The organism is Pseudomonas sp. NPDC090592, from assembly GCF_044769185.1.
Classification (GTDB): Bacteria; Pseudomonadota; Gammaproteobacteria; order Pseudomonadales; family Pseudomonadaceae; genus Aquipseudomonas.
Map to the genome: position 1 here is coordinate 1 of NZ_JBIVXJ010000035.1, position 24,946 is coordinate 24,946.

Below are 24,946 nucleotides of genomic sequence, written 5' to 3' on the forward strand. Positions count from 1 at the left end.
GCTCGGCTTCAAGGCCTTCCCTCGATGATCAGTCGAGAACTTTCGCCTTTTGAGAGGCGAAAGTCGAGATACAAGGAGCGGCCTTGTGTCGCGATAGGGCCGCAAAGCGGCCCCAGCACTCTCAGATCAGAACTCGACCTTGACCGCCTGCGAAGCGCGGGTCGCCTTGGCGCGCGCCAGCTCGACCGACTCGTCACGCGCCAGGCACACGCCCATGCGGCGGGTACCGTTGATTTCCGGCTTGCCAAACAGGCGGATGGCCGTATCCGGTTCGCTCAGCGCGGCGCCCAGGTTGGCGAAGCTGGTCTGCTGCGATTGCCCTTCCGGCAGGATCACTGCCGATGCCGACGGGCCAAACTGGCGCACCACCGGAATCGGCAGGCCGAGAATGGCGCGGGCGTGCAGGGCAAACTGCGACAGGTCCTGGGAAATCAGGGTCACCAGGCCAGTGTCATGCGGGCGTGGCGACACTTCGCTGAACCATACCTGGTCGCCTTTCACGAACAGCTCCACGCCGAACAGGCCACGACCGCCCAGGGCGTCGGTAACCGCCTTGGCCACGCGCTGCGACTCGGCCAGCGCTTTCGGGCTCATGGCCTGCGGCTGCCACGACTCCTGATAGTCGCCCTTCTCCTGCCGGTGGCCAACCGGTTCCAGGAAGGTGGTGCCGCCAACGTGGCGCACGGTCAGCAGGGTGATTTCGTATTCGAAGTCAATGAAGCCCTCGACAATCACGCGGCCTTTGCCGGCGCGACCGCCTTCCTGCGCGTAGTCCCACGACTTATGCAGGTCGGCATCGCTGCGCAGCAGGCTCTGGCCTTTACCCGACGAGCTCATCACCGGCTTGACTACACACGGGTAGCCGACATCGGCCACGGCCTTGGCGTAGTCTTCATAAGTGTCGGCAAAGTGGTACGGCGAGGTCGGCAGGTCCAGCTCTTCGGCGGCCAGGCGACGGATGCCTTCACGGTTCATGGTCAGCTGGGTGGCGCGGGCGGTCGGCACCACGTTGAAGCCTTCGTTTTCCAGCTCGACCAGGGTGGCGGTGGCGATGGCTTCGATTTCAGGGACGATGTAGTGCGGTTTCTCGGCCTCGATCACTGCACGCAGGGCAACGCCATCGAGCATGTTGACCACGTGGCTGCGATGCGCCACCTGCATGGCCGGGGCATTGGCGTAGCGGTCGACGGCGATCACTTCGACGCCCAGGCGCTGCAGCTCGATCACCACTTCCTTGCCCAACTCGCCACAGCCGCACAGCAGTACACGGGTCGCGGTGGGCGACAAGGGGGTTCCGATACGGGTCATTTCAGGTCCTCGAAGGCATCCGGGGCCGCACCAGGCTTGGCACTGCCCGCTGAAAAAGGACCGTTATTCTACACCATCAACCGGCAACGGCGGCCCGCCGGGCGCGAAATGCCATGGCCAGCCACACGGCGGTGACACCGGCGAGCTTGGAGGCCATGGCGGTGCCGACCACCGCCGGGGTCAGGGCGCCGATCATGCCGAAGAAGATGAATGTATCCACCGGAATGCTCAGCGCCGAGCTCAACCACAGGCGGTCACGCAGTGGCCGACGGGTGATGCTGAACACCAGCCAGTCGATCAGCTCGGAAATGAAGAACGCCGTGGCGCTGGCCAGGGCGATGGCCGGCTCCGAGGTAACGTAGGAAAGCACCAGGGCCACCAGCATGGCAACCAGGGCGCCGTGGCCGAAGCGGGTCTGCACCATGTCGCGCAGGATGAACACCAGGCCACCCCAGGCGGACCAGATGATGTCCAGGTGCGGGGCACTGGAAAACGCGTAGTTGATCAGCACTACGCTGCTGATATAGGCGATCAGATAGAACATGGCGGGTAGTCTGTGGGCAAGCCGTACAGATTACCGCTGGCTCACCCCGCAGGCAACGGCAAACCCTGTAGGAGCGGCCTTGTGTCGCGATGGGCTGCGAAGCAGACCCAAAAATGGTGCAGCGCAGCCGAAATCCTGGGTCTGCTTCGCAGACCATCGCGACACAAGGCCGCTCCTACAGGGTGCGCGTCAACCTAAAGGATCAGGCCGGCCTGTACTGCCCGCTCATGGCAAAGCTTGAGCACTGCCCGCCGCTCGTCGTTGTCCATCCGCCCCCAGCGGCCAATCTCCGCCACGGTGCGCTGGCACCCGGTGCAGATATCCTGCTCGTCCAGTGCGCAAATGCTCACGCAAGGCGAGGCCACCGGCCGCTCTACCACATCATTCATCATCAACCACCAGCTCTTGCGCATAACGCCGGGCATTATGCACGTAGTGCGCGGCACTGGCTTCGAGCATGCGCTTCTGCTGCTCGGTCAACTCGCGTACCACCTTGCCTGGCGAGCCCATTACCAGCGAACCGTCCGGGATTTCCTTGCCCTCGGCGATCAGCGCGTTGGCCCCGATGATGCAATGTTTGCCGATGCGCGCACCGTTGAGGATCACCGCATTGATGCCCACCAGGCTGTAGTCGCCGACCGTGCAGCCATGCAGCATGGCGTTGTGGCCTACGGTCACGCCCTTGCCCAGGGTCAGCGGCGAGCCCATGTCGGTGTGCATGACCGTGCCATCCTGCACGTTACTGCCTTCGCCGATATCGATCAGCTCGTTATCCCCGCGCAACACCGCGCCAAACCACACACTCGCATCGGCCTGCAGGCGCACATTGCCGATCAGCGTGGCGTTGGGTGCGGCCCAACTGGTGGGATGGCTTTCGACCCGCAGGTCGCCCAGGCGGTATTTCATGCATGCTCCTCAGGCTGGAACGCAGACGGCGGGGTAGGCCCCGCTCAGTTTTCGATGTAACGCTCAGGGGGCTGGTGCAGGCTGATGCCGGCATCGAACAGCAGGTTCACCAGTTCGACGATCATGATCGCCGAGAGCCCCCAGATCTTGTATTCGCCATAGCGGTAACTGGGCACATACCAGCTGCGCCCCTGGTAATCGATACGGTGGGTATGTTCGCGCGGGTCCTGGCGGAAGAATTCCAGCGGCACAGTGAATACTGCCGCGATTTCGGCGTCGTTGGCGCGGTATTCGACGAAGTCGGGAATAACCCCGACGAATGGCGTCACTTTAAGGCCATGCAGCGAAATCAGTGGGCTGAGCGGACCGATCACTTCCACCAACCCAGGCGGCAGGCCGATTTCTTCCTCGGCTTCGCGCAGGGCGGTAAACACCAGGTCCGGGTCTTCCGGGTCACGGCGCCCGCCGGGAAAAGCGACTTCACCGCCATGGGTGGACAGGCCCTTGGCGCGCAGGGTCAATACCAGTTCGGGCGCTTCGCTACGGGTAACGGGCAAAAGGACCGCCGCTTCAGGGAACCGTCGGTCGGTTTCCAGTGATGCGGGTTGGTGGTTGCTCATTCGGCGAAGTAGCTCGTCCAGCATTGCGCACGCTCGTATCCAAGGCCTGCCTTGCATGATGCACCAAAGCCGCGAAGCACCCAAGCCCCTGCGCTTGCGCAGCGCCCTGCCGGCGCGCCAAGATAGCCTTGAACAAAAGGAACTTCACATGAAATTCTGCAGCGCGTGCGGCCACCCGGTCACCCAGCGGATTCCCGAAGGCGACAGCCGCCTGCGGTTTGTCTGCGAGTCTTGCCAGACCATCCATTACCAGAATCCCAACATCGTCGCTGGCGTGCTACCCACCTGGGGCAGCCAGGTGCTGCTGTGCCGGCGGGCTATCGAACCACGACGCGGTTTCTGGACCCTGCCCGCAGGCTTTATGGAAAACGGCGAAACCCTTGACCAGGCCGCCCGTCGCGAAACCGTCGAAGAGGCCTGCGCGCGGGTCGGGGAAATGAGCCTGTACCAATTGTTCGACCTGCCGCACATCGACCAGGTGCATGTATTCTTCCGCGCCGAGCTGGCGGACCTTGCCTTTGATGTGGGTGTCGAAAGCCTTGAGGTGCGCTTGTTCGAAGAACATGAGATACCGTGGGGCGAGCTGGCTTTCCGCACCGTCACGCGCACACTAGAATGCTACTATCGCGACCGCATCGGGCAACACTACCCCATTGGCCATGAATACCTGCCACCGATGAACGTCACGACCACCACCTCTACATAGAAGAAGCCTTCAGGGATACCGTTACATGCGCTGGTTGCTTGCCCTTTTCTGCCTTTGCGTTACCTCGGTGTCCCAGGCGGCCTTCACCGAGACCATCATCCGCAAGCCCGTGCCGGCAGCGCAAACGGCATCGTCTTCGCAGCAGGCCATGCAACCGCTGATCGACAAGGTGCTGGTGATCAAGTCCGAGCGCCGCCTGCAGCTGATCAGCCGTGGCGAGCCGCTGAAAACCTACCGCATTTCCCTGGGCAAGCAGCCCAAGGGCGCCAAGGAGCGCGAGGGCGACAAGAAAACCCCCGAAGGCCTGTACTGGCTCGATTGGCGCAAGCAAAGCGACCGCTTCAACCTGGCCATGCACATCAACTACCCGAACATCAGTGACGCGGCCCGTGCCACCCGCGAAGGGGTGAGTGCCGGCAGCATGATCATGATTCACGGCACACCGATCAACGACGAGTACCCGGAATGGTACTTCCACACCCTGGACTGGACCGATGGCTGCATTGCCATGCGTAACCGTGACATGCAGGAAGTGTGGGACCTGGTGCGGGACGGGACGTTGATCGAGATTCGGCCTTAGCGCCTGGCGTGACGGTGGTTGCGCCTTTGAGATCGCGCGCCGCCCGCGCGGCGCTTCGCGGGGCAAGCCCGCTCCCACATTTGTTGCAACGTGGCCATGCCTGTGGGAGAGGCGTTGTCAGCCTTGGTGCATGTCTTGAGACAGGTGGGGCGGCAGCAGCGCCAGTGGGGAAATCGAGTCGGCCCCACAAGGCTGGAAACCATGGCCTGACAGGTGTGGCACGTTGCAACAAATGTGGGAGCGGGCTTGCCCCGCGAAGCGCCGCGCGGGCGGCGCTCGATCGCACAGGCGCTGAAAAGGCCACGGCAAACACTACCACCGCAGCTCCTTCTGCCCTGCCAGCGCCTGCGGCCCGAGCCATTGTGCTCCGCGCAGCAATGGCGTCAACGTTGCATCAGGCTGCAACTCGAACGCTACCTGGGCCCGCCGTGCGGGCAGGTCGGCATCTACCAGCAACTGATGCTGCCCCTGCTGCGCCAGTTGACCACGCAGGCGCCAGCCGCTGCGGCAGTCCACTTCCAGCCAGCCCTGCCCCAGGCCCAGCGACCACGGCGCGCTCAACGCCAGGTCGCTGACTGTAACGCGGCCCTGGCTGGCCCGGCATTGCCGCCCTGCCCCCTGCATGCGTACTACGCCCTGCCACAGCCCGGCCAGGCGGTAATCCGTGGCCGCCGTCGCCTCAGTGCCCATCGCCTTTGCCTCCAGTTGCCAGCGCCATGGCCAGCCTTCGGCGCGCAACTGCCAGGCCTGGCCCTGAAACCCCAACTGCGCAGTTGCCTGCATGCGCCAAGGCTGCACCGACCAACGCAGTGGCCCGACTGGCCCCAACTGTTGCGCCTGGCCCTGCCACAGGCTGCCACGGGCGGCTTGCATTGGCAGGTCGAAGCCGCGTGCGACCCAGGCGGCAGGGAGTTCCACCAGCAATGTCAGGCCGAATACCAGCAGTACCCACGCCACGGCTAATCGGCTCATGGCTGCACCAGCAGGTCGAAACGCAATGCCTTGCCATCCTGCTCCAGCCCCCATTGCAGCGGCTGTACGCCTTCGCTGCGCAGGGCCTGCAACCAGTCTTGCAGCACCCGCGCATCGGCCACCTGCCCGCGCAACTGCCAGGCTTCGCCTTGCGTATCGACCTCGGCCAGTGCAACCTGCCGCGCCTCGGCCGACTGTTTCAGGCGCTCCATGCTCACGCTAGGGCCACCCTGCAAACTGGCGGCTTGCTCAGCCAGCCCGCGCCACTGGCTGAGTTCACGCCATTGCGCCAAGCCCCAGCGCAGCGCGAGGAAGGCCAGCAACACGGCAACCAGCAACCAGGCGAACTTCAATCGATGGTGCTGTATCCACTCCAGGTTCATGCTGCGGCCCCCAAATCGAAAACCACTTCGCCACCTTGAACCGCAACGGCAGCACCCGCGGCCTTGGCGATTTCCTGCCAGGGCGGTGCCACGCCGTCGCCCTCCAGGCGCAGCTGCCAGTGCTGGCCATCGAAGCGCACCGCTTGCAGGCGCCAGCCGGGGTGATCATGCAGCCAAACCTGCAAAGCCGCCTGCAGGTCTTCGAGCTGGCGTGTGCGCAGTTGCTGCTGCAAAGCGCTTTCTCGCAAGCGCTTGAGCGCCTGGGCGGCGTGCCGTGGGCTGGCCTGCTCGCCTGTCACGGCAATGACCTGGGCACGCCAGACTTGTGCCTGACGCCATTGCTGGCTCAACCACAGGCTGCCCCAGACTGCCGCCAGCACCAGGCAAGCCGCCACCAGCTGTTGCTGCGCACGCGAAACCACAGGCAATGAAAGTGCCTTGCGGGCACGCTCGAACAGGCCAGGCATCGAATCGAGGTCGGGCAGCGTGCTCGGCCAGTCGCCAGTCAATAAGACCTTTTGCAGCTGTGCCCAAGGTTGCTGCGGCATTTCTCCCAAGGCATCGGGCCACGCCAGCCAGTGTTCCTGCTGGTCCTCGGTCAAGCCTTTGTACACGGACATACCGGGCGTTCGCTGCCAGTGCCAGGCAGTACCCGGCTCTGCTGTGGGCAGCAACTGATACTCCGCCCAGCAACGCTCAACCTGCAATCCCCATGCAGCGCACTGCCCGCGCCAGCCTTCCAATTGCTGACGGGCCACAACCAGCAAGCGCAGGTAACCAGGCTCGCGGGCCAGGCAGGCGCAAGTCACTTCGTCCGGTGGCTGCATCAAGCGGTCTTCGAGCAACAATGGCCACTCTTCCCGCCTGAGCCCGGGTGGGGCCGGCACGCGGAACAGGCTGCACGCCTCGGCAGGCAAAACCAGTGCGACCCGGGCTTGCAGCTTCGCCGGGGGTTCGCCCTGCCCTTGGCGCAGCACAACCCCGCCCTCGGCCACTGCCCAGTGCCAGACACCCACCGGGCGCAGCAACAACCACGGCTGAGCAGGTGTACGTCGCAGCCATTCAACGCTCATGAACGCCCCCACGGAAGGGCAAAGGTGCAGACATAGGGTGCTCCATCACGCTGCAATTCCAGGCGCACGCCACGGCCGGGGTGCGCAGGTTGGTCGGAAGGCCAGGCCAGCCAGCGGCCACCCTGGTAGTACAGGACATTCATCGCGCTGACCCGGTCGAGTTGCTCGCGCTGCAGCCAACGTGGGGCAGCGGCGGCATACAGGTCGGCCGAGCTTTCCAGCAGCAGGCGCTGCTCGCGGGCCTCGAAGCGCAGGCGCTGACGTTGCAGCCGCGAGCCCCCTTCAGCTTCCGGCAGGCCCGTGGTGGCAACCCATTGCAACTGATTGCTTGCCGGCTGCCAGTCCAGCCAGCGGCTGGCCAAGGGGAGCCGCTGGTCGTAGACACGGCGCAGTACCGGGCTGTCGAAGCGGCGCTCCAGGGCCAGGCAGAAATCCAGCACCGAGGTTTGCTGGGTGGTGACTTGCAGGCGTTCACGCACTTTCATCCAGCCATTGACCAGGGCGGCGAGCATGATGCCGAGCAAGGCGGTCAGGGCCAGGGCGACCATCAGTTCGATGAGGGTGAGGCCTGCCTGGCAGTGTTTTGTGGGTGAAACTCTGCGCTGCTGGATACGCTGCCCCCCTGTGGGAGCGGGCGCGTCGATGCGTCGAACCGCCGCGAACACCGGCCTAGCCGGTGCCAGCCACCGCGTCGCCTGATTCGCGGGCTTGCCCGCTCCCACAGAGGCCGTGCGGGCTTCTCGACTTGTGTAAGTCATGGGCGCTCCAGAAACACGGTGTACTGGCCCAGCGGCAGGCGCTGGTCACGGTCGGCGTACAGTTGCAGTTCCCCGCGACGCAAGTCGCGCACGCCGGTGCGGCGCAGTTGCAGTTGCCAGTGGCACTGTTGGCCACCCTGGCTCAGCTGGCCTGCTGCCTGGTTGGCAGCAGGCCAGAATTGTTCGACGGCAAAGCGGGTTTGCAGTTCACGCGCGCACAGCAGGCCAAGGCGGTGCTGTTGCAGGTTGCCCTGCACGGCCAGGCGCTGGCGCAGAACCTGGCTGGTGATCACCGCAAGCACGGCGGCAATCGCCAGGGCTACGGTCACTTCCAGCAAGGTGAACCCGCGCTGACGTTGCCTCATGGGGCCACCTGCAGGCGGCCATCGCGGCTCCAGGCCCATTGCTGGCTGCCGTCGACCCAGCGCCAGCGCACGCTGCCCGGCTGCGCCCAGCCATGCGGGGTAAACAGCAGGCGAGGCTGCGGGCTGGCGGGCCAGTCCGGTTGCAGGCCCTTGGGCCAGTCTCCCAATGCAATGGGTTCGACCACCCAGGCATTTCCCTCACGCCGCACGAACTCCGGGCGTTGACCATTCCAGCGCAGGCCACGCAGTTGCCCGGCATGCCGGGCCAGCGCAGCCTGGTCCCTGGTCTCGCTAGCCAGGCGTTGCAAAGCCTGGTCGACACGGGCCTGGCCGCTGCCTAACCCGGCCACCGCCAGGCCCGTCATCAGGCCAGCGATGGCGAGCACCACCAGCAACTCGATGAGCGTGAAACCCCGCTGACACCGCACCCTTACAACTCCCAGTTACCCAGGTCGGCATCCTGGCCTTCGCCGCCCGGCTGGCCATCGGCACCCAGCGAGTACACATCGACCCGGCCATGCTCACCGGGCATGCGGTACTGGTACGGGGTGCCCCACGGGTCCTCCGGCAGGCGGCGCACGTAGCCGTCACTGCGCCAGGCCCGTGGCAGCGGTTCCTGGCTCGGTTTTTTCACCAGCGCAGCCAGGCCCTGTTCGCCGCTCGGGAAGCGCAGGTTGTCCAGCCGGTACATGTCCAGCGCCTGTTCCAGGGTGGCCAGGTCGGCCATCACCTTCTGCTTCATGGCCTTGTCCTGGTTGCCCAACACGCTGGGCGCGACCACGGCGATCAGCAGGCCGATGATGAAGATCACCACCATGATTTCCATGAGGGTGAAACCGCGTTGGCGGTGACGTCGATGCTGCATGGCAATACTCCTTGTCTTCACAGTTGCAGGCCCTGGTTGAGTTGCATGATCGGTAGCAGCACGGCCAGCACGATGAACAGCACCACGGCCCCCATCACCAGGATCATCATGGGTTCGAACAGCGCCATGGCGGTATCCACCTGGCGGGCAAAACCGCGTTCCTGGTCGTCGGCCACGCGTTCGAGCATGTCGGCCAGGGTGCCGCTGGCCTCACCACTGCCAACCATGTTCACCAGCAGCGGTGGGAATTGCTGGCTGGTATCCAGCGCACGGTGCAGGCTGGTGCCGCCCTGAACGTGCTGGCGCACCTGCTCCATGGCCAGGCGGATACGCCGGTTGCCGACGGTTTCGGTGGCCACTTGCAAGGCTTCGAGCAGGGCCACGCCACTGCCAGTGAGAATCGCCAGGCTGCGTGCCAGGCGTGCGCTTTCCAGCACCTGCAACAGGCTGCCGATGCGCGGCAGGCGCAGCAGCAGCTGGTCGCGGCGCAGGCACCAGTGCGGCTTGCGCAGCAACCAGCCGCCGAGCACGCCAAGCAGCAACGCCAGCCCCAACAACCACGGCCCGGCGTGTACCAGCCCCTGGCTCAGGCCGATCAGCAACGAGGTAATCAGCGGCAGGCTTTGCCCGGCGTGGGCGAATTGTTCGGTGAGCTTGGGCACGACAAAGGTCATCAGGCCGACAACCACGGCAAGCGACACGCCCATCAGCACGGTAGGGTAGATCAGAGCGGTACGGGCCTTGTGTTGTTGCCGTTGCACCTGTTCCAGGTGGTCGGCCAAGCGTGTCAGCACCTGCGCCAGGCGCCCGGAACGCTCGCCAGCCTCGACCAGCGCATAGTACAACCCCGTGAACGGCGCCCCTTGGCGTGCCAGGCTGCGGGCCAGGCCCAGGCCTTCGGCGAGCGAGCCGCGCAGGGCCACCAGCACGCTGTGCAAGGCCGGCTGACGCAACTGGCGCTCAAGGGTGGCCAATGCATCGACCAACGGGATGCCGGCCCCGGTCAAGGTTGCCAGCTGGCGGGTCAGCTCGCACAACTGGGCACGGCTCAGGCGTTGGCGCCGAGGTTGTCGGGTACCGGCTTCATGACGCTGCAACTGGCGGGCGAACAGGCCCTGTTCCCGCAGCAACTGACGCGCATGGCGTTCGCTGTCGGCCTGCAGGCTGGCCTTGTGCGCTTTGCCCGCCAGGTCGACAGCCTGATAGCGATAAGTCGGCATACCTTAGCCCTGCACCACACGCAGCACTTCAGCCAGGCTGGTCTCGCCCCGGGCCAGGCAATCGCTGGCCATCGCCACCAGGCTCTGGCGGCGCTCGCCCAGGTAATCCTGCATGGCCAGTTCGCTGGCGCCGTCGTACAGCAAGCCGATCAGCCCGGCATCCAGTTCGATGAATTCATACAGCCCCAGGCGCCCGACATAACCGCTGCCCTGGCACTGTTCGCAGCCGACTGCGTGGTAGCTGCTGCCCAGCGCTGCCAGCTCCGGCCACAGGTCACGTTCGGCAGGTTGCAGCGGATGCGCCACGGCGCAACTGCACAAGCGCCGCACCAGGCGCTGGGCAAGCACACCCCGCAAGCATGAGGCAATCAGGAACGGTTCGATGCCCATGTCGCGCAGGCGGGTCACCGCACCCACGGCACTGTTGGTGTGCAAGGTGGACAACACCAGGTGGCCGGTGAGGCTGGCCTGCACGGCGATCTGCGCGGTTTCCTGGTCGCGGATTTCGCCAAGCATGATCACGTCCGGGTCCTGACGCAGAATGGCGCGCAGGCCGCTGGCGAAGGTCAGGCCGGCACGCGGGTTGATGGCCGTCTGGCCGATGCCGGCGATGGCGTACTCCACCGGGTCTTCGACGGTGAGGATGTTGCGGCTGCCATCGTTGAGGCTGTTGAGGCTGGCGTACAGGGTGGTGGTCTTGCCCGAACCGGTCGGCCCGGTAGACAGCACAATGCCATTGGGCCGCGCCAGGCAACTGCGCAGGCCCTGCAACACGGCGGGCGGCATGCCCAGGTTATCCAGTGCCAGCAGGCTGGCCTGCTTGTCGAGCACACGCATGACCACACGCTCGCCATGAATGCCGGGCAGTGTCGAAACCCGCACGTCCACTTCGCGCCCCGCCGCACGCAACGTGATACGGCCGTCCTGGGGCTGGCGCTTTTCGGCGATGTCCAGCCGCGCCATGACCTTGATCCGCGACACCAGCATGGCTGACAGCGCCCGCGGTGGGCGCAACACTTCGCGCAGGTGGCCATCGACCCGCAGGCGCACCACCAGGTTTTGCTCGAAGGTTTCGATATGGATATCCGAGGCACGCAGGCGCAGGGCCTGGCCGAACAGGCCGTTGATCAGGCGGATCACCGGGGCTTCGTCATCACTTTCCAGCAGGTCTTCGATGCGCGGCATCTCGCTCATCAGGCTGTCCAGGTCGACCTGGTCGCCGATGCCTTCGATCAGCGCTTCGGTGGCGGCATCGCCGGTTTGGTACAGCTGGCCGAGGCGTTCATCGAACGCGGCAGCTTCCAGGTATTCAAGCGCACCGGGCTGGCCATGCACGCGCAGCAGCTCCTGCAACTGGGCACTGTCGGCGTTGGGCCGCAGCCACAGCTGCCAGCCCTGTTCCGTCAAGGCCATGGCCACGCCGCTCTGGCGTGCCTGGCGGTATGGCAGCATCACCAGTCACCGCCTTCCAGGCGCGCACGGCTGGCGGGGAACACCTGCAACAGCGGCTTGCCTTCTGCCAGGTCCGGCAATTGCAGCGGCGTGGTCTGCTGCAAGGTGCGGTACTTGTCCTCGCTGAGCCCGGCAAGGCTGGGCCCATCGCGCAGGATGCGCGGGCGGATGAACACCATCAGGTTCTGCTTGGCGTTCTTGGTCGCATCGGAGCGGAACAGCCTGCCCAGGTAGGGGATATCGCCGAGCAGCGGCACGCGCTGGCTGCTGGTGCTAAACTCGTCGCTGATCAGGCCGCCAAGAATGACCAGGCCATTGTCTTCGACCATGACCTTGGTCTTGATCTCGCGCTTGTTGGTGATCACGTCGCTGGCCGCACTGGACTCGGCGATGGAAGACACTTCCTGGACGATGTCCAGGCGCACGCTGTTGTCGATATTGATCTGCGGCTTGATGCGCAGCTTCACCCCGACCTCTTTACGCTCGATGGTCTGGTACGGGTTGGCATTGTTCTGCGTGACCGAACCGGTGACGAAAGGCACCTCCTGGCCGACCAGAATGGAAGCCTCGGCATTGTCCAGGGTCAGCAGGGTGGGCGTGGACAGCAGGTTGAAGCCACTCTTGCCCTTCAGCGCATTGACCAGCATGGCGAAATTGAACCCGCCGCCGAAATGGCCGATGCCCGCCGTGGCGCCGGTGGTGGCAGACAGCAGGTCGCCAAGCGCCTCGTTGTCGCCACTGGCAGCGGCCCCTGCGATGTTGGCGATGTTCACCCCGTTGCTGCCGAAATTGACGATACCGGCACCGAATTTTTCGTCGGCAAACAGCCATTGCACGCCCAGCTCCTGGGCACTGCTGTCGGACACCTCGGCGATGATCGCCTCCACCACCACCTGGGCGCGGCGAATGTCCAGCTGCTCCACGATGGCGCGGTAGGCGGCCAGCTCGCTGTCGGGGCCGACCATGACCACGGCGTTGGTGCCTTCTTCATATTCCAGGCGAATGCCCGGGCCACCGCTGCTAGCCACCACGGGCCTGTCCTTACCCTCACCTTCACCCGCCCCTTCTGCCGGCACCGCACCTTCCTGGCTGAGCCCGCGCAACACCTTGACCACTTCGCCGGCATTGGCATGGCGCAGGTAGATCACCTGGGTGCTGCCATTGCTCGGTGCCTCTTGCGGGCGGTCGAGCTGGCGCAGCAGGCTGGCGATGCGGTCGAGGTTGCTGCGCCAGTCGGTGATCACCAGCTGGTGCGCAGCCGGGTACGGGGTGATCACCCCGACCCGTGGGTCGATCAGGGGTTTGAGGATACCCAGCACTTGTTCGTTGGCGGCGTTGCGCACCTTGAATACGCGGGTGGCCACGCTGTCGCTGCCCTCCCCCTGCTGCCCACCGGTTTCCACCGGCACCGGTTCCAGGCGCGCGGCCTGGTCGGGGACGATCTTCACGCTGCCGTTGGGCAGGTCGACGGTGGCGTAACCCTGGGCGCGCAGCTGCGCCAGGAAGATGTCGTAGATGGCATCGGCGTCGTGCAGGTCGACGGTGCGCACGGTGACCTTGCCCTTGACCCTGGGGTCGACGATGAAGGTGGTGCCGGTGATGCGCGACACGCTGTCGATGAACTCACCCAGTTCGGTGTCGACAAAGTTCACCTCGTACATCGGGGTACCGTTGTCATCGAACACCGGCTCTTCGGCGCAGGCCATGGACAAGGCCAGGCTCAGCGCGGCCGCCACGCAGTATCTAACAGGCATCGTTCATCCTTGGCGCTTGAAGCCGGTCACGGCGGGGCGTGGCGGCCAGGGCAGGCGTTCACGCCGCCCCTGGTTGTTGAAAATCAGGCCATCGCTGTCGATGTCCTGCAGCACGATGCCCGGCGCCAGGCGCTGGCCGCGGGCCAGGGTGCGCACCTGCTGGCCATAGCGCAGCACCACCACGCTGGCAGCCAGCGGCTGGGCCTTGAGGCCGCCCAGGTATTGCAGCGGCAGGCGGGTGATGGCGATGGCTGCGTCATCGACCGGCGCTTGCCAGTGGCCGACCATCAGCCCAGGCAGCGGCGTAACGGTAGCGGCCGGTGCAGTGGCGGGTTGCGGCTGGCGGCCCAGTTGCAACACACACTGGGCCGCCAGCCAGCCGGCCAGGGTCAGGCCAGCGCCAGTGAACAGGCGCGAGGCGAATGTCACGAGGCCAACTGCCGTGGGTGCCACCCCGGGTGCCCCTGCACGTAGCGCACCTCGGGCCATTGCAGCGGCGCCAGTTGCCAGCCGGCCGGCTGGCGGGCGAGCCAGGCTTCAACCCGCTGCCACAGGGGTTCACCCGCCTGGCTGTCGAATTGCAGGCCGAAGGTGCGACACAGGCCCGGTACCGGTTCCAGCCCGGTGATGCGCTTGCCTTGCGGGCTGTAGCTGACACCCCAGGCCTGGCTCTGCCAGCGTGGCAGGTCCTGGCTGTTGTCCAGCAGCATTGGGTCGCCGAACAGTTGCTCGGCGGCGTTCTCCAGCACTTGTTCCACCTGCCGGGCCGGCGCTTCGACCACGGGCGCCGGGTAGCCACCGGTCAGGCTGATCAAGTGTTCGCGGGTGATGGACGCGCCCGCAGGCAGCGGGTAGTCATAGCGCAGGCCTGGCAGCAACACCGGCATGCTGCTGTCGTCAGCCAAGGCCTGATGCAGCAGCCGATCCCAGCTGCCGCCTCGGGTATCGCGGCGCCACAATGCCTGTGGCGCGCGGGCCAGCGGCTGATCCAGCCACGCCGCATGGCCAGCGCGCTGCAGGCGGAGCGTTGCCTCCAGCTGCCCGGCACGAAGTTGTGCGGCGGGTGTGAGTTGCTGCTCAAAGGCCGGGAAGAAACGCCCGTCGAATTGCCATACGCCCGCCACCTGCTGGCAACGCAGGCGCATTGCACCGCTACCCCGGCAGCCGGCGAACACCACTGGCACGCGTCGGCCGCTGGCTTGGGTCACTTCCACCGGTGCCGGCCACAGATCCTGGCCGCGGGCACACAGCAGCACATCCACTTGCGGCACCCGCTCGGCCAGCCAAAGGCCCGGGCCGGTGCCCACATCGGCCATGGCCACCACCAGGTCGGCCTCGCGCCGGGCCTGTTCGAACACGGGCTGCAAAGACTGGTACCACTGTTTCAGGGAGGCTTTCTGATCCTGGGCATAGGGGTCCGTGACACCGACCACGGCAACCCGGGCACCGCCGCGCTCGAAGACGTGCAAGGCTTGCAGCCCCAACGCCTGGCGCTGCGCGTCCGCCAGCCCGGCCCCCAAGGTAATGACGCTAGTCTGGCGATACAGCCCATGGCTGCGTTGCGGCCACAACACACGTTCGTCGCTGCTGACGCGCACCTCGCTGCCCAACAGTTGGCTACCTTGTACGCCGCTCTCACCTTGGGTCAGGTAGGCCAGGCCACTGCCATTCCAGCCCTGGCCGTTTTCCAGGCTGAGGCTGTTGCCTGCACCCGCCTCGGCGCGCAGTTGCTCCAGCAGCGCCGCCAGCACCGCATAGCCACCCAGCTGGGCGCCACTTGCCTGGCGGGCATCAAGCAACGGCGCCAGTTGCGGGTAGGCCAGGCTGGCGCTGCTGCCCGTCATCCACGGTGCGCGGCCCAAATGGCTGACCGGCCCCAGGCGGGTAGCCGGCACAACGGCCTGGCCAGGTTGGCGGGCATCGAGGGTGTCGGCCACATACAGCAGGTCAAGGCGGGCGTTACCACCCTGCTGCGCCGGGAAAGCAGAGCAGGCGCCGAGCAACGGGGCCAAGGCCCCGATACCCATCCAGCCGATCACTTCGCGCCTGTGCATGCTGCTTGCCATCGAACCCGCCATCCTTATCCATGTTCATTCAGGGCTCCGGATGTTGCGGCGTTGGCATTACAGTTTGATGGCAGAATTCCGACAGACATTCCAAATTGATCTGTCAGGTAATTTTCTAAGATCGAGTCGTTTTAAAACCCCGTTAACATTTTTGCCAATGAATCATCATATTTCCCCACTAAAGTCGCGGTTTCCTCTAACTCAGCCAATATAAGGACACCCTGATGAGTCGAGATACCGGCGACAACCTGGACCGGAACCACAGCGGCAACCTGCCGATGGCCACTGTCATGGACGCCTACCTGAGCCGCCGCAGCGTGATGCGCGGCAGCCTGGGCGCCGCCATCGCCATGATCGCCGGTACCGGCCTGACAGGCTGCTTCGACGGTGGTGGCTCCGATCACGATGATCCGGTCACCGAACCACCGGTAACCGAGCCACCAGTCACCGAGCCGGAAGTGCCGAAACTGGCGCTGGGCTTCCAGTCGATCCCGGGCTCGCGCACCGACGCCTGCGTGGTGGCCGCCGGCTACAGCGCCTACGTGCTGGCGCCGTGGGGCACACCGATCAACAGCAACGGCAACCCATGGAAGTCCGACGGCAGCAACACCTCGACCGACCAGGCCAACGCCATGGGCATGCACCATGACGGCATGCACTTCTTCCCCATCAACGGCAGCTCCGAAGACGGCCTGCTGGCGATCAACTTCGAGTACATCGACACCGCCGCACTGCACCCGGCCGGCCCGACCACGGACGTCAACGGCAAACGCCCGGCTGAAGAAGTGCGCAAGGAAATCAACGCCCACGGTGCTGGCGTGGTGCGCCTGCAGAAGGTGAACGGCCGCTGGCAGGTGGTCGACAACGACCCGCTGAACCGCCGCTTCACCACCGCCTCGCGCATGGAAATCACCGGCCCGCTGCGCGGCACCGACCACGTGAAGACCAAGTACTCCAGCGCTGGCACCCACTGCCGCGGTACCAACAACAACTGCGGCAACGGCTACACCCCGTGGGGCACCTACCTCACCTGTGAAGAGAACTGGCCGGGCATCTTCGTCAACAAGGGCACCCGCCCCGAAGACCAGCGCCGCATTGGCGTGGGCACCTCCAGCGGCCAGTACAAGTGGGAAACCGCTGCCGGTGACAGCACCGAAGTGGCTGATGAATTCGCCCGTTTCGACGTCACCGTGAAGGGCGCCAGCGCCACCGACGACTACCGCAACGAAGCCAGCACCTACGGCTACATCGTCGAGATCGACCCGTACAACAGCAGCACCCTGGCCACCAAGCGCACCGCGCTGGGCCGTTTCCGCCACGAGGGCTGCGCCCCGGGCCTGCCTGTCGCCGGCAAGCCGCTGGTGTGGTACATGGGTGACGACTCGAACAACGAGTACCTGTACAAGTGGGTGTCCACCGCCGTGTGGGACGCCGCCGATGCCAACCCGGCCGACCGCCTGGCCACCGGCGCCAAGTACCTGGACCAGGGCAAGCTGTATGTGGCCCGCTTCAATGCCGACGGCACCGGCGTATGGCTGCTGCTGGACGTAGGCACCGCCACCACCAACGGCAGCACCCTGGGTGCGCTTTACGGCGATCTGCCAGGCATCATCCTCAACACCCGTGGGGCGGGTGATGCCGTGGGAGCCACGCCGATGGATCGCCCGGAATGGACCACGGTCAACCCGCTGAACGGCGACGTGTACCTGACCCTGACCAACAACAGCGCACGCACCCCGGAAAAAGTCGATGCGGCCAACCCGCGCGGCCCTAACCGCCACGGCCACATCATTCGCTGGCACGACAGCGACGACCAGTTGAGCTTCACCTGGGACATCTTCGTGTTCGGCGCCAACGCTGCCGGCACTGCCGACATCAACCGCTCCGGGCTGACCGAGCTAAACCAGTTCGCCAGCCCGGACGGCATGAGCTTCGATAGCCGTGGCGTGCTGTGGTTCGAGACTGACAACGGCGAAAGCACCCTCACCGAGTACACCAACGATCAACTGCTGGCTGTGATTCCCGCCGACCTGGTGGATGCCAGTGGCAAGCAGGTGCCGGTGAATGCGCAGAACCAAGTGAACCTGCGCCGCTTCTTCGTGGGGCCGAATGACTGCGAAGTGACCGGAATCAGCTTTACCCCGGACAACAAGACGCTGTTTGTGAACATTCAGCACCCGGGGAACTGGCCGTATACCGACAAGGCCACCGACGCTACGCCGGCTGGGGCAACGGTAAGGCCGCGGGCTTCGACGGTGGTGATCCAGCGTAATGATGGCGGGGAGATCGGGACCGTCTGATCCGGTGCGGTACAGCCAGCCTTGTGCTGGCTTTACTGGCCTCTTCGCGGGCAAGCCCGCTCCCACAGGGACCGCGCAGATTTCAAAACCTGTGCAGTACCTGTGGGAGCGGGCTTGCCCGCGAAGAGGCCAGTGAAACTTACCAGGCTAGGGGCTCCCGGCTACGCACCCGCACTTGCTGCGCAGGCACCCGGGCATGCCACTGCACCACACCCAACGCCTCCACCTGGAACTCGCTGCGTATCACCCGCCCCTCTTCCTCGAACGACAGCTGCAGCAAGAAGTACCCGCTGTTAAGCAGTAAACCTTCACTCAGCCGTTCGAACGTTTCGTCATCCACCGCCCCCAACGCCTGGCGCAGTGCGCCCGCATCCACGTACCCCGACGCCGGCCTGCCACTGATGATGCGGCTGAGCAGCGACCGCGGGTAACGCCCCTCGTACAACGCCTCCAGCAACGGCAGATGCTCCAGCCCAAGCGCATTGGCGTTCAGCCGCCAGCCCGTCACCTGCGGCAAGGCGCACAGCATCGGGTAGCGCCCCTGCCGACCGGCGTCCGGCTCCAGCAGCAAGTTCAACTCGCTAGTGTCCAGCATTGGCTGGTTGGCGGCCAAACGTGCCGGTTGCTGGCGCAAGTACTGGGCACTTTCAGCGCCCTGCAGGCGGGTATCGCTGTCGGCGTCAAGCCAGTCGGCCAGCGCATCGACCAGGCGCTCAGCCGCCATGTCGTCGCCCAGCAGGTAGCGCAGCTGGCGCTCGGCACGCTCGCCATCGGCGCCCAGCAGCGCATTGACGTTAAAGCAGGTGTGCTGGTCGCGCACCCGCAACTGCGCCTGGCCGGCGCCAAAGTCGTAGTTCAGCGGCTGCCCGCGCAGGGCCTGCCAGAACAGCGGGCTCAGCCGCCAGGCCGGGTCACGCAGGGCCTGCGCGGCATAGGCCAGGCCGGCCTGTTCCATGGCCCGCGCCTGTACCCGCTGGTGCAGCAGGCGCACTTCATCGACCTGGCGCCGACCATCTTCCACCAGCCAGGCCATGCCCGCCGCCAGCATCGCCAGTACCACCATCACCATCAACAGGGCCGCGCCCTGTTGTTGCCTGCCACCCATCCGTGCGTGCCTCGCTCGCGCAATAAAGACGCCAGTCAACACGTGGCGTGTTGCAGGTAGATGGCAGTGCCCGTTCGTCATGTGCACGTCATCTGCACGAGGCAGGATTGCCCTTCCTTTTCATGACCTTACAGGAGTGGTCGCAATGGGTGGCATTGGAATCTGGCAACTGGTGATCGTACTGCTGATCGTATTCCTGCTGTTTGGCACCAAGCGCCTCAAGGGCCTGGGCAGCGATGTGGGTGAGGCAATCCAGGGTTTTCGCAAGTCCATGGGCGGTGACAACGACGTCGATGCCCCTGGCCAGCCGCAAGTACAGCAACAGGCCCCGCTGAACGGCCAGGCCACGCAACAACCACAAGCGGATCGTCAGGCCTGATGTTCGAGGTAGGCTTCAGCGAGTTGCTGCTGGTTGGCGTCGTCGCTTTGCTGGTGCTAGGCCCGGAGCGCCTGCCAGTGGCAGCGCGCACCTTGGGCCGCGGCCTTGGCCAGGCACGCCGGGCCATGCATGCCTTGCGCACGCAGGTAGAACGCGAGATCGAGCTGCCCAACCTCGACAGCGCGCCGTTGCAGCGCCTGGAGCAGGAAATCCGCCAGGGTATCAGCCTGAACACGGAGCCGGCCAATGATGCCGCCACGGTCGCCGCCCCCAAGGAAAACGCCTCATGAGTATTGCCATGGACCCGGCGGCCAGCATGCCGCTGACCGAACACCTGCGTGACCTGCGCAAGCGCCTGGTGCGTTGCCTGGCGCTGGTGGCGCTGGTATTCGCCGGCCTGTTCCCCTTCGCCCAAACGCTGTACACGCTCATTTCCGAGCCGCTGCGGCGTTTTTTGCCAGAAGGCGCGAGCATGATCGCCACCAGCGTCACCTCGCCGTTTCTGACGCCGTTCAAGCTGACGGCGATGTGTGCGCTGTTCGTGGCCATGCCGCTGCTGCTGCACCAGGCCTGGGGTTTTCTGGCGCCGGGGCTGTACCGCCGTGAGAGGCGTATTGCCCTGCCGCTTCTGGTGTCGAGCATCGTGCTGTTTTACGGCGGGATGGCTTTCGCGTTCTTCCTGGTGTTCCCGATGATGTTCGGCTTCTTTGCCAGCGTGACGCCGGACGGCGTAGCGATGATGACCGATATCAGCCAGTACCTGGACTTTATCCTGGCGCTGTTCCTGGCGTTCGGGCTGGCGTTCGAAATCCCGGTGGCGACGTTTATCGTGGTCTGGGTGGGGTTGGCGGATGTCGCTACGTTGCGGCGCAGCAGGCCCTACGTGATCGTGGGGTGCTTTGTGGTGGGGATGATATTGACGCCCCCGGATGTGTTTTCGCAGACGATGCTGGCGGTGCCGATGTGGGTGCTGTTCGAGGTGGGGTTGCTGGCTTGTGGAATGTTGAAGCGGCCTGAGCCTGGCAAGGAGATTGTCGCTGGGTTGTAGGGCCTCTTCGCGGGCACGCCCGCTCCCACAGGGATATCACTAGGTTCAGGACCTGTGAAATACCTGTGGGAGCGGGCGTGCCCGCGAATAGCCTTGATGCGGTCTAGAAGTCGGCGAGCCGCCAGACTTCGTAGGCTGGCGTCTCGTACGGGTGGCTCTGCTTGAGCGCAGCGACGACCTGAGCGATCAACTCGTCCGCCACCACCAGCTCCACCTTCCACTCCTCCACCACCTCGACCTGGCCCATTTGCCCGAGGAACGGCTGGCTGCCGTTCAACGGGCGGAACTGGCCCTGGCCCAGGGTCTGCCAGGCGCAGTGGTCATAGTCACCGATGCGCCCGCCACCTGCGGCGAACACAGCGGCCTTGACCACTTCGACATGGCTGGCGGGGACGAAGAAGGCAAGCTTGTACACGCCTTAGTTCACCCATACCCGCGCATTGCGGAACATACGCATCAGCGCGGCATCTTCCTGCCACTCATCCGGGCGCCAGGAGTTCTGCACGGCGCGGAACATACGCTCCGGGTGCGGCATCATGATGGTCACGCGGCCGTCGCGGCTGGTGAGGCCGGTAATGCCACGCGGCGAGCCGTTCGGGTTGGCCGGGTAGGCTTCGGTGACCTTGCCGTGGTTGTCGACGTAGCGCAGGGCCACGCAACCGGACACGTCAGCTTCCAGCAACGCTTCTTCGCTGGCGAACTCTGCGTGGCCTTCGCCGTGGGCGATGGCGATCGGCATGCGCGAACCGGCCATGCCCTGCAGGAAGATCGAGTTGGACTTCTGCACCTCGACCATGGCCACACGGGCTTCGAACTGCTCCGAGCGGTTACGCACGAAGTGCGGCCAGTACTCGGTGCCCGGGATCAGCTCGTGCAGGTTGGACATCATCTGGCAACCGTTGCACACGCCAAGGGCGAAGCTGTCGGTACGCTCGAAGAAGGCCTGGAAGGCGTCACGGGCACGGGCGTTGAACAACGCCGACTTGGCCCAGCCTTCACCGGCACCCAGCACGTCACCGTACGAGAAGCCACCGCAGGCAACCAGGCCCTTGAAGGCTTCGAAGTCGACACGGCCCGCGAGGATGTCGCTCATGTGCACGTCGATAGCAGCGAAGCCGGCGCGGTCGAAGGCAGCAGCCATCTCGACCTGGCCGTTGACGCCCTGCTCGCGCAGGATGGCCACTTGCGGGCGCACGCCCTTCTTGATGTACGGTGCGGCGATGTCGTCGTTGACGTCAAAGCCCAGCTTCACCGACAGGCCCGGGTTGTCTTCCTCGAGCAGCAGGTCGAATTCCTGGTCGGCGCAGTCGGCATTGTCGCGCAGGCGCTGGATCTGGTAGCTGGTTTCAGCCCACTGGCGCTGCAGCATGCGACGATCGTCGTCGAACAGCACTTCGCCGTTCAGGCTAATGGACACTTCGCCGTTGTTGACCGGTTTACCGATCACCGCGACGCAGCCTTCGCCCAGGCCAGCAGCGCTGAACTGTGCCAGCACGTCCGGGGTGGCATCCTGGCGTACCTGGATGACCGCGCCCAGCTCTTCGTTGAAGAGGATGGCCGGCACGTCGCCCTTGCTGTCGGTCAGCGGGTCGAGGTGCAGGTCAAGGCCGCAGTGGCCGGCAAAGGCCATTTCCAGCACGGTGGTGACCAGGCCGCCGTCGGAGCGGTCGTGGTAGGCCAGCAGGTGGCCGTCGGCGTTCAGGCCCTGGATTACGGCGAAGAAGGCCTTGAGGTCTTCGGCATCGTCGACGTCCGGTGCCTGGGCAGCGATCTTGCCGTGGGTCTGCGCCAGGATCGAGGCGCCCATGCGGTTCTTGCCGCGACCCAGGTCGATCAGGATCAGGTCGGTTTCGCCCTTGTCCATGCGCAGTTGCGGGGTCAGGGTCTTGCGGATGTCGGTGACCGGAGCAAAGCCGGTGATGATCAGCGACATCGGCGAGGTAACGCTCTTCTCTACGCCCTCATCGCTCCACTTGGTCTTCATCGACATCGAGTCTTTGCCGACCGGAATGGTAATGCCCAGCTCCGGGCACAGCTCCATGCCGACAGCCTTGACGGTGTCGTACAGGCGGGCGTCTTCGCCCGGGTGGCCGGCAGCGGACATCCAGTTGGCCGACAGTTTGATGTCGGACAGTTTCTCGATACGCGAAGCGGCCAGGTTGGTCAGGGTTTCGCCGATGGCCATGCGGCCGGAAGCAGGAGCATCCAGCAGTGCCAGCGGGGTACGCTCGCCCATGGCCATGGCTTCACCGGTGTAGACGTCGAAGCTGGTGGCGGTGACGGCGCAGTCGGCCACCGGTACCTGCCACGGGCCGACCATCTGGTCGCGGGCAACCAGGCCGGTGATGGTGCGGTCGCCGATGGTGATCAGGAAGCTTTTGCTGGCCACGGCCGGGTGGCTGAGCACGCGCTGCACGGCGTTGTCCAGGTCCAGCTTGCTTGGGTCAAAGTCATCGCCCAGCTCGGCTTCGCGGGTAACCGAACGGTGCATGCGTGGCGGCTTGCCCAGCAGCACGTCCAGCGGCATGTCCACCGGGGTGTTGCCGAAGTGGCTGTCGCTTACCATCAGGTGCGGCTCTTCAGTGGCTTCACCGACCACGGCGAACGGGCAACGCTCACGCTCGCAGATGGCCTGGAAACGCTCGAAGTCGACCGCGCTGACGGCCAGCACGTAACGCTCTTGCGACTCGTTGCTCCAGATTTCGTGCGGGGCCATGCCCGGCTCGTCATTGGGCACGTTACGCAGTTCGAAGCGGCCACCACGGCCACCGTCGTTGACCAGCTCCGGGAAGGCGTTGGAGATACCACCGGCGCCAACGTCGTGGATGAAGGCGATAGGGTTGGCGTCGCCCAGCTGCCAGCAACGGTCGATGACTTCCTGGCAACGGCGCTCCATTTCCGGGTTTTCGCGCTGTACCGAGGCGAAGTCCAGGTCTGCCGAACTGGCACCGGTCGCCACCGACGAAGCGGCGCCGCCGCCCAGGCCGATCAGCATGGCCGGGCCGCCGAGCACGATGAGCTTGGCGCCGACGGTGATCTCGCCCTTCTGCACGTGGTCTTCACGGATGTTGCCCATACCGCCGGCGAGCATGATCGGCTTGTGGTAGCCGCGCACTTCTTCGCCGTGCGGGGTGTTGATGGCCTGCTCGAAGGTACGGAAGTAACCGGTCAGGGCCGGGCGACCGAATTCGTTGTTGAACGCAGCGCCGCCCAGTGGGCCTTCGATCATGATGTCGAGGGCGTCGACGATGCGCTCCGGCTTGCCGTAGGCCTGTTCCCATGGCTGTTCGAAGCCCGGAATGCGCAGGTTGGACACGGTGAAGCCGGTCAGGCCAGCCTTGGGCTTGGCGCCACGGCCGGTAGCACCTTCGTCGCGGATTTCGCCACCGGAGCCGGTGGAGGCGCCGGAGAACGGGGCAATGGCAGTCGGGTGGTTGTGGGTTTCCACCTTCATCAGGATGTGCACCGGCTCCTGCACCGCGCCGTACTGGCGGGTTTCAGGGTTCGGGAAGAAACGGCCGGCCACGTTACCGACGATGACCGAGGCGTTGTCCTTGTAGGCAGACAGGACGCCTTCGTTGTGCATCTGGTAGGTGTTCTTGATCATGCCGAACAGGCTCTTGTCCTGAGCCTGGCCGTCGATGTCCCAGCTTGCGTTGAAGATCTTGTGGCGGCAGTGCTCGGAGTTGGCCTGGGCGAACATCATCAGTTCGATGTCGTTCGGGTTGCGCTTCAGGCCCTGGAAGGCATTGACCAGGTAGTCGATCTCGTCTTCGGCCAGGGCCAGGCCCAGGTCGATGTTGGCCTTGGCCAGCGCGTCACGGCCACCGGCCAGGATGTCCACCGAGGTCATCGGCTTGGGCTGGGCGTGGCTGAACATGTCGGCCGCCTGCTCCAGCTGAGCCAGCACACGCTGGGTCATGCGGTCGTGCAGTTCGGCGGCGACCAATGCAGCGTCAGCGTCGCTCAGGGTGCCGGCCACGTAGTAGGCGATGCCGCGCTCCAGGCGCTGGATCGACTGCAGGCCGCAGTTGTGGGCGATGTCGCTGGCCTTGCTGGCCCAGGGCGAAATGGTGCCCAGGCGCGGTACGACCAGGAACAGTCGGCCGGTCGGCTCCTGTACCGGCACGCTCGGGCCGTACTTGAGCAGACGGCCCAGCACCTGCTGCTGGTCGGCGGTCAGCTCGCCGTCGACATCGGCGAAGTGGGCGAATTCGGCATACAAACCAGTAACAGCGGGGACTTTCTGGCTCAGTTGCTCGAGTAATTTACCGTGGCGAAAGGCAGAAAGGGCAGGAGCGCCGCGCAGGATCAACATCGTCGGGACAGCCTCAGGAAGGGGTGTGCTTAGAGGCCGTGCATTCTAGCCTAATTCGATGGCTTTCGGCACCCGCTCTACGCCACGGCTGCCGGGCGGTGGAACCGGACTTTCGGGTCAGAAAAAAAGCTGCAAGCCATAAGCTGCAAGCCACAAGAAAAAGCAGGCCTGGCGCCGACTGCTTTTTCTTGCAGCTTGCAGCTTATGGCTTGCAGCACAGAAAC

General features: G+C 65.1%; 26 protein-coding genes. 6 read left to right on the forward strand and 20 right to left on the reverse strand.

The window, feature by feature from the left end; translation table 11 throughout:
• Positions 1-126: 126 nt before the first annotated feature.
• The 5 genes from purT to ACIQUI_RS24290 form a co-directional block, all read right to left on the reverse strand.
• Positions 127-1,308, reverse strand: a complete 1,182-nt coding sequence (gene purT / locus ACIQUI_RS24270) for a formate-dependent phosphoribosylglycinamide formyltransferase (protein ID WP_403203204.1) — start codon at positions 1,306-1,308, stop codon at positions 127-129.
• A gap of 76 nt (positions 1,309-1,384) precedes the next feature.
• Entirely contained in the window at positions 1,385-1,852 is a 468-nt protein-coding gene (locus ACIQUI_RS24275) for a preQ0 transporter (protein ID WP_403203205.1), read from the reverse strand.
• A 194-nt stretch (positions 1,853-2,046) separates the two neighbouring features.
• Positions 2,047-2,244, reverse strand: a complete 198-nt coding sequence (locus tag ACIQUI_RS24280) for a DUF1289 domain-containing protein (protein ID WP_403203206.1) — start codon at positions 2,242-2,244, stop codon at positions 2,047-2,049.
• On the reverse strand, positions 2,234-2,758 hold the full coding sequence (locus tag ACIQUI_RS24285; RefSeq protein WP_016713007.1) for a gamma carbonic anhydrase family protein: 525 nt from the start codon (positions 2,756-2,758) through the stop codon (positions 2,234-2,236). The genes ACIQUI_RS24280 and ACIQUI_RS24285 overlap by 11 nt, the downstream gene beginning before the upstream one ends.
• Positions 2,759-2,802: 44 nt before the next feature.
• The gene (locus ACIQUI_RS24290; RefSeq protein WP_391130395.1) at positions 2,803-3,402 is read right to left on the reverse strand and encodes a CoA pyrophosphatase; all 600 of its coding nucleotides are present in this window, start codon (positions 3,400-3,402) and stop codon (positions 2,803-2,805) included.
• 124 nt (positions 3,403-3,526) lie between these two features.
• On the opposite strand from ACIQUI_RS24290, the gene ACIQUI_RS24295 reads away from it, so the two are divergent.
• Together ACIQUI_RS24295 and ACIQUI_RS24300 are read left to right on the forward strand one after the other, a co-directional pair.
• On the forward strand, positions 3,527-4,084 hold the full coding sequence (locus ACIQUI_RS24295; RefSeq protein ID WP_403203207.1) for an NUDIX hydrolase: 558 nt from the start codon (positions 3,527-3,529) through the stop codon (positions 4,082-4,084).
• A gap of 25 nt (positions 4,085-4,109) precedes the next feature.
• Positions 4,110-4,664: a murein L,D-transpeptidase family protein gene (locus tag ACIQUI_RS24300; protein WP_403203208.1), complete on the forward strand. Its 555-nt coding sequence runs from the start codon at positions 4,110-4,112 to the stop codon at positions 4,662-4,664.
• A gap of 312 nt (positions 4,665-4,976) precedes the next feature.
• Here ACIQUI_RS24300 and ACIQUI_RS24305 read toward each other — a convergent pair whose 3' ends face one another.
• From ACIQUI_RS24305 to ACIQUI_RS24360, 12 genes are all read right to left on the reverse strand, one after another.
• Positions 4,977-5,636, reverse strand: a complete 660-nt coding sequence (locus ACIQUI_RS24305; RefSeq protein WP_403203209.1) for a hypothetical protein — start codon at positions 5,634-5,636, stop codon at positions 4,977-4,979.
• A complete protein-coding gene (gspM, locus tag ACIQUI_RS24310) occupies positions 5,633-6,019 on the reverse strand; it encodes a type II secretion system protein GspM (RefSeq protein WP_403203210.1) in 387 nt (128 codons plus the stop codon). Before gspM ends, ACIQUI_RS24305 begins: the two co-directional genes overlap by 4 nt.
• Positions 6,016-7,092: a type II secretion system protein GspL gene (gene gspL, locus ACIQUI_RS24315; RefSeq protein ID WP_403203211.1), complete on the reverse strand. Its 1,077-nt coding sequence runs from the start codon at positions 7,090-7,092 to the stop codon at positions 6,016-6,018. Before gspL ends, gspM begins: the two co-directional genes overlap by 4 nt.
• Positions 7,089-7,703, reverse strand: coding sequence for a prepilin-type N-terminal cleavage/methylation domain-containing protein (locus ACIQUI_RS24320; protein ID WP_403203248.1), 615 nt, complete (start codon positions 7,701-7,703; stop codon positions 7,089-7,091). Before ACIQUI_RS24320 ends, gspL begins: the two co-directional genes overlap by 4 nt.
• Positions 7,704-7,846: 143 nt before the next feature.
• On the reverse strand, positions 7,847-8,215 hold the full coding sequence (locus ACIQUI_RS24325; protein ID WP_403203212.1) for a type II secretion system protein GspI: 369 nt from the start codon (positions 8,213-8,215) through the stop codon (positions 7,847-7,849).
• Positions 8,212-8,643, reverse strand: coding sequence for a type II secretion system minor pseudopilin GspH (gene gspH, locus ACIQUI_RS24330; protein WP_403203213.1), 432 nt, complete (start codon positions 8,641-8,643; stop codon positions 8,212-8,214). Before gspH ends, ACIQUI_RS24325 begins: the two co-directional genes overlap by 4 nt.
• A gap of 2 nt (positions 8,644-8,645) precedes the next feature.
• Entirely contained in the window at positions 8,646-9,080 is a 435-nt protein-coding gene (gene gspG / locus ACIQUI_RS24335) for a type II secretion system major pseudopilin GspG (RefSeq protein WP_403203214.1), read from the reverse strand.
• A gap of 17 nt (positions 9,081-9,097) precedes the next feature.
• Positions 9,098-10,300, reverse strand: coding sequence for a type II secretion system inner membrane protein GspF (gene gspF / locus ACIQUI_RS24340; protein ID WP_403203215.1), 1,203 nt, complete (start codon positions 10,298-10,300; stop codon positions 9,098-9,100).
• 3 nt (positions 10,301-10,303) lie between these two features.
• Positions 10,304-11,752, reverse strand: coding sequence for a GspE/PulE family protein (locus ACIQUI_RS24345; protein WP_403203249.1), 1,449 nt, complete (start codon positions 11,750-11,752; stop codon positions 10,304-10,306).
• A complete protein-coding gene (gene gspD, locus ACIQUI_RS24350; RefSeq protein WP_403203216.1) occupies positions 11,752-13,506 on the reverse strand; it encodes a type II secretion system secretin GspD in 1,755 nt (584 codons plus the stop codon). Before gspD ends, ACIQUI_RS24345 begins: the two co-directional genes overlap by 1 nt.
• A 3-nt stretch (positions 13,507-13,509) precedes the next feature.
• Positions 13,510-13,935: a pilus assembly protein PilZ gene (locus ACIQUI_RS24355; RefSeq protein WP_403203217.1), complete on the reverse strand. Its 426-nt coding sequence runs from the start codon at positions 13,933-13,935 to the stop codon at positions 13,510-13,512.
• Complete coding sequence (locus ACIQUI_RS24360) at positions 13,932-15,572, reverse strand: lipoprotein UxpA (RefSeq protein WP_403203218.1); 1,641 nt, start codon at positions 15,570-15,572, stop codon at positions 13,932-13,934. The genes ACIQUI_RS24355 and ACIQUI_RS24360 overlap by 4 nt, the downstream gene beginning before the upstream one ends.
• A gap of 224 nt (positions 15,573-15,796) precedes the next feature.
• Between ACIQUI_RS24360 and ACIQUI_RS24365 the strand changes: the two genes are divergently transcribed.
• Positions 15,797-17,872, forward strand: a complete 2,076-nt coding sequence (locus tag ACIQUI_RS24365) for a PhoX family protein (RefSeq protein WP_403203219.1) — start codon at positions 15,797-15,799, stop codon at positions 17,870-17,872.
• 139 nt (positions 17,873-18,011) lie between these two features.
• Here ACIQUI_RS24365 and gspK read toward each other — a convergent pair whose 3' ends face one another.
• A complete protein-coding gene (gene gspK / locus ACIQUI_RS24370) occupies positions 18,012-18,977 on the reverse strand; it encodes a type II secretion system minor pseudopilin GspK (protein WP_403203220.1) in 966 nt (321 codons plus the stop codon).
• A 145-nt stretch (positions 18,978-19,122) separates the two neighbouring features.
• Here gspK and tatA point away from each other — a divergent pair, with 145 nt between their 5' ends.
• From tatA to tatC, 3 genes are read left to right on the forward strand one after another with little or no spacing between them, the layout of a single operon-like run.
• Positions 19,123-19,356, forward strand: a complete 234-nt coding sequence (tatA, locus tag ACIQUI_RS24375; RefSeq protein ID WP_403203221.1) for a twin-arginine translocase TatA/TatE family subunit — start codon at positions 19,123-19,125, stop codon at positions 19,354-19,356.
• Positions 19,356-19,646: a Sec-independent protein translocase protein TatB gene (gene tatB / locus ACIQUI_RS24380; protein WP_300025220.1), complete on the forward strand. Its 291-nt coding sequence runs from the start codon at positions 19,356-19,358 to the stop codon at positions 19,644-19,646. The genes tatA and tatB overlap by 1 nt, the downstream gene beginning before the upstream one ends.
• The gene (gene tatC, locus ACIQUI_RS24385) at positions 19,643-20,404 is read left to right on the forward strand and encodes a twin-arginine translocase subunit TatC (protein WP_403203222.1); all 762 of its coding nucleotides are present in this window, start codon (positions 19,643-19,645) and stop codon (positions 20,402-20,404) included. Before tatB ends, tatC begins: the two co-directional genes overlap by 4 nt.
• 103 nt (positions 20,405-20,507) lie before the next feature.
• Here tatC and ACIQUI_RS24390 read toward each other — a convergent pair whose 3' ends face one another.
• Positions 20,508-20,819 carry an NGG1p interacting factor NIF3 gene (locus ACIQUI_RS24390; protein ID WP_403203223.1) on the reverse strand — a complete coding sequence of 104 codons (312 nt, stop codon included), beginning with the start codon at positions 20,817-20,819 and terminating at the stop codon, positions 20,508-20,510.
• A gap of 3 nt (positions 20,820-20,822) precedes the next feature.
• Entirely contained in the window at positions 20,823-24,722 is a 3,900-nt protein-coding gene (gene purL, locus ACIQUI_RS24395) for a phosphoribosylformylglycinamidine synthase (protein WP_403203224.1), read from the reverse strand.
• Positions 24,723-24,946 lie beyond the last annotated feature (224 nt).

Coding starts and splice junctions, on each gene's coding strand:
- tatA (WP_403203221.1), top strand. CDS start 19,123: ATGGGTGGCATTGGAATCTGGCAACTGGTGATCGTACTGCTGATCGTA.
- ACIQUI_RS24275 (WP_403203205.1), bottom strand. CDS start 1,852: ATGTTCTATCTGATCGCCTATATCAGCAGCGTAGTGCTGATCAACTAC.
- ACIQUI_RS24360 (WP_403203218.1), bottom strand. CDS start 15,572: ATGGCAAGCAGCATGCACAGGCGCGAAGTGATCGGCTGGATGGGTATC.
- tatC (WP_403203222.1), top strand. CDS start 19,643: ATGAGTATTGCCATGGACCCGGCGGCCAGCATGCCGCTGACCGAACAC.
- ACIQUI_RS24295 (WP_403203207.1), top strand. CDS start 3,527: ATGAAATTCTGCAGCGCGTGCGGCCACCCGGTCACCCAGCGGATTCCC.
- ACIQUI_RS24305 (WP_403203209.1), bottom strand. CDS start 5,636: ATGAGCCGATTAGCCGTGGCGTGGGTACTGCTGGTATTCGGCCTGACA.
- ACIQUI_RS24280 (WP_403203206.1), bottom strand. CDS start 2,244: ATGATGAATGATGTGGTAGAGCGGCCGGTGGCCTCGCCTTGCGTGAGC.
- ACIQUI_RS24285 (WP_016713007.1), bottom strand. CDS start 2,758: ATGAAATACCGCCTGGGCGACCTGCGGGTCGAAAGCCATCCCACCAGT.
- ACIQUI_RS24300 (WP_403203208.1), top strand. CDS start 4,110: ATGCGCTGGTTGCTTGCCCTTTTCTGCCTTTGCGTTACCTCGGTGTCC.
- tatB (WP_300025220.1), top strand. CDS start 19,356: ATGTTCGAGGTAGGCTTCAGCGAGTTGCTGCTGGTTGGCGTCGTCGCT.
- gspF (WP_403203215.1), bottom strand. CDS start 10,300: ATGCCGACTTATCGCTATCAGGCTGTCGACCTGGCGGGCAAAGCGCAC.
- gspD (WP_403203216.1), bottom strand. CDS start 13,506: ATGCCTGTTAGATACTGCGTGGCGGCCGCGCTGAGCCTGGCCTTGTCC.
- gspK (WP_403203220.1), bottom strand. CDS start 18,977: ATGGGTGGCAGGCAACAACAGGGCGCGGCCCTGTTGATGGTGATGGTG.
- gspL (WP_403203211.1), bottom strand. CDS start 7,092: ATGAGCGTTGAATGGCTGCGACGTACACCTGCTCAGCCGTGGTTGTTG.
- ACIQUI_RS24290 (WP_391130395.1), bottom strand. CDS start 3,402: ATGCTGGACGAGCTACTTCGCCGAATGAGCAACCACCAACCCGCATCA.
- gspG (WP_403203214.1), bottom strand. CDS start 9,080: ATGCAGCATCGACGTCACCGCCAACGCGGTTTCACCCTCATGGAAATC.
- purL (WP_403203224.1), bottom strand. CDS start 24,722: ATGTTGATCCTGCGCGGCGCTCCTGCCCTTTCTGCCTTTCGCCACGGT.
- ACIQUI_RS24325 (WP_403203212.1), bottom strand. CDS start 8,215: ATGAGGCAACGTCAGCGCGGGTTCACCTTGCTGGAAGTGACCGTAGCC.
- ACIQUI_RS24345 (WP_403203249.1), bottom strand. CDS start 11,752: ATGCTGCCATACCGCCAGGCACGCCAGAGCGGCGTGGCCATGGCCTTG.
- purT (WP_403203204.1), bottom strand. CDS start 1,308: ATGACCCGTATCGGAACCCCCTTGTCGCCCACCGCGACCCGTGTACTG.
- ACIQUI_RS24365 (WP_403203219.1), top strand. CDS start 15,797: ATGAGTCGAGATACCGGCGACAACCTGGACCGGAACCACAGCGGCAAC.
- gspM (WP_403203210.1), bottom strand. CDS start 6,019: ATGAACCTGGAGTGGATACAGCACCATCGATTGAAGTTCGCCTGGTTG.